Annotated in this window: 4 protein-coding genes; 3 read left to right on the top strand and 1 reads right to left on the bottom strand. The window is 44.2% G+C overall.

From position 1 onward, the window contains the following. Nucleotides 1–30 precede the first annotated feature (30 nt). Nucleotides 31–711, bottom strand: coding sequence for a lipid-binding SYLF domain-containing protein (locus Q0338_RS00760; RefSeq protein WP_298085094.1), 681 nt, complete (start codon nucleotides 709–711; stop codon nucleotides 31–33). Between the two features lie 91 nt (nucleotides 712–802). Here Q0338_RS00760 and Q0338_RS00765 point away from each other — a divergent pair, with 91 nt between their 5' ends. The 3 genes from Q0338_RS00765 to Q0338_RS00775 all read left to right on the top strand — a co-directional run. Beyond that, nucleotides 803–1,642: a M23 family metallopeptidase gene (locus Q0338_RS00765; protein ID WP_298085095.1), complete on the top strand. Its 840-nt coding sequence runs from the start codon at nucleotides 803–805 to the stop codon at nucleotides 1,640–1,642. A 54-nt stretch (nucleotides 1,643–1,696) separates the two neighbouring features. Further along, nucleotides 1,697–2,191: a DUF1104 domain-containing protein gene (locus Q0338_RS00770; protein ID WP_298085096.1), complete on the top strand. Its 495-nt coding sequence runs from the start codon at nucleotides 1,697–1,699 to the stop codon at nucleotides 2,189–2,191. Between the two features lie 249 nt (nucleotides 2,192–2,440). Then, the coding region (locus Q0338_RS00775; RefSeq protein ID WP_298085097.1) for a response regulator transcription factor at nucleotides 2,441–3,084 on the top strand (644 nt) is incomplete at its 3' end.

Raw genomic sequence — 3,084 nt, forward strand, 5'->3', positions numbered from 1 at the left:
GCTGCTAGGCCAAACCGTTTTTCCTCTTAATTATTTAAAATATTTATTCAATACTTCTTTTAGCGTTTTTGTATATCTTGAGTCTTTCGGAGAGTTGTTGTAGATATCTTCGATCGCATACATTCTCTCGTAGTAGTCGTTGGTGTCTTGCATATTTATAACTAAATTTGACGCGTTTAGGCTAACGCCGAAAAATATTCCTCTCTCTTTTGATTTTGATACGCCAAATGCCGAAATCTCAGGCAAATCCGTCATCGCGGCAGCTTTTTCGCCCACTCCCATTATAGCGGCATCGACGCTGATATCTAGGGTGCCTTTGCCGTTTACTAAACCGTCGTAAGATCTGCTTGATTTAAAAAGTATTATCAAATCGCTTGATTGGTAGCCTGCTTGCGCACCTATGCCGCCGCCTCTAAAATCCACAAATATCGGGCTGCTCCATTCGTTGTCATCATTTTTAGCTACGAAAATACCGCTTCCGTTATGTCCACTGATTATAAACCCGCTCTTAACGAGATCCGGGATGATTACGATGCCTTTGACGTCTTTTAGGTTGATTTTTCTGTTTTTTTCGGCAAGTTTTTCGTTATCTTGTCCGAACGTATCTAGGATATTGAGTGCCGTTTTTACCCTTTGATTTTGCGTAAGTTCGGCAAAAGCAGCTCCCGATAGCAACATGAGGCAAAGCGCCAGTTTGAAAAAATTTCGCATTTCGTTTCCTTTTTCGTAAAATTTACCCGCTATTATAGTATTTTTTTATTAAATTTAAAAATTATTCGTTAAATTTACGTAAAGGATGTAAATGAAAAAAATTATTTTAGCCGTTTTGATTTGTTTAAATTTGAGCGCAAAAGGGCAGGGCGGCGCAACTAGCGAAACTCAGACGATCGTAAACGGCGACGTCGAGATAGTGCAGGTGGAGGCTAAATTTGCCGGAAATTTAAGCATTGACGGCAAGAAAAAGCGCTGGCTTAGCGTGCCCGGGGATGAAAAACTAAAATTTGTCCTCGTCGCCGCTAGCTACCGTCAAAAGGGCGAAATAAAGCTAATAAACGGGCTTAAAAGCGGTGATGAGACGATAATTTTTAAGATCGTAGAGGGCGAATATAAAAAAGAAAAAATAACCGTCGAAGGCAGCAAAGTAACGCCGCCAAAAGACGTGCTAAAGCGTATCGAGGAGGAGCGCGAGGAGGCGAATAAAATCTACGCGACGGTTAATGCCGGGCTAAAATTTGACTCCAAATTTATCCTGCCGATGAGTTCTGCGGTCACGAGCCCGTTCGGCACCGCGCGCGTATTTAACGGCACTTTAAAGAGCTATCACGGCGGCACGGACTTTAGAGCGGCGGTCGGCTCATCGGTGATCGCGGCAAACGACGGCGTAGTCGTCATCGCAAAAGATCGTTACTACGCGGGCGGATCTGTGGTGATAGATCACGGCGAGGGCATTTACACGCAGTACTATCATCTAAGCGCGCTAAACGTCAAAGTCGGACAAGTTGTAAAAAAGGGCGATATCATCGCGCTTAGCGGCGCTAGCGGTCGAGTGAGCGGGCCGCACCTGCACTTTGGCGTGATCGTCGGCGGGGTGCAGGTAAATCCGCTAAATTTCGTCAAAAAAATCAACGAAATTTTAAATTAACATTTTTTTCACGACTTTTCTTTAAACTTCGCTCATCTTTTTAAAGGAGAGAAAATGAAAAAAGTAGTTTTGATTAGTATGTTGGTTGCGGGCGGGCTTTTTGCCGCTTCGCTTGAAAATAGCACGAACGACGAGCTTTATAAAATGGTCGCAAATGCCGATGCTAAGACGCTTAGCGAGGTAGCGTTTGAGATAGACAAACGCGCTGGCAAGCTAAAATTTGAGGCCAAAGAGGCCAAACGCGGGCTAAAGGCCGAAATCAGAAAGAAGTTTGAGGGTATGAGTATCGCCGATAGAGAGGCGTTTATGCGCGAGTTTAGAAGCGGCTATAACGCCCAAGTGGGCGCGCTAAGCGTGGCGGAGGCAAAAAAGCTTGATATCGAGCTAAAAGACGGCGATGACGACGATGATTTTCACAAGAAATTTAAGCACGATTTTAAGGGCGGATTTAAGCACGGCGGTAAAGGCATGATGGCGCAGGACTGTGCAAATGCCGGAGATTGTAATCAAACCGGCGGCTACAAAGGCCCAAAACAGCCGATGAAATAATAAAATTCGAGCTTCCTTTTTGGAGGCTCGAACTTATAAATTTATGAAATTTTACCTTCAAATTTAGATGAAATTTGATAAATTTACGCAGGATCTGTTTGCGGCTAAATTTGAGCGCATGTGGGTAAATTTAACGCAAATTTGAGATGTTTGGCGAAAAATTTAGCGTAAAGCCGCGCCGACAGACGTAATAAGATCAAGCGGATAAAACGCCGTAAAACGACAAAAGCAAACAAAAACGGAGCGAAAATGAGTAAAATTTTGATCGTCGAGGACGAAAATATGCTGCTTGAGATGATGCGCGCGTATCTGGAGGCGCAGGGCTACGAGACTGCGGGCGCGAAAAGCTACGACGATGCGTTAAATTTGGCTTATGAAAGCAACTTCGATCTTTGGATATTTGACGTTAAAATCATCGGCGGTAGCGGCTTTGCGCTACTTCGGGAGCTGCGAAACGCTGGCAAAAATACGCCTTGTATATTTACGACCTCGCTAAATACGCTTGATGACGTGCAAAGCGGCTTTACTAGCGGCTGCGACGACTACATCAAAAAGCCGTTTGAGCTAAAAGAGCTACATCTGCGCGTGCAAAATTTGCTAAAACGCACCTTCGTGCACAATAAAAACGAGCTGATAAATCTGGGCGAAAATTTGGGCTTTGATATGAATCAGGGCTTGCTATTTCGCGACGGCAAGGCTGTCTCGATGCCTAAAAAGCAGTCTAGGCTGCTGGCACTCTTACTTAAAAATCAGGATAAATTTTTAAGTAGAGAGGAGATTTATTCTCAAATTTGGGACTACGACGAGAGTCCTAGCGAGCTTAGCCTGCGCGTTTATATCGCGGAGCTGCGTAAAATTTTAGGTAAAGAGCGTATCGTAAGCGCCTCAAAGCT

The organism is uncultured Campylobacter sp. (genome assembly GCF_938018145.1).
In the GTDB taxonomy this organism is placed as follows: Bacteria; Campylobacterota; Campylobacteria; order Campylobacterales; family Campylobacteraceae; genus Campylobacter_A.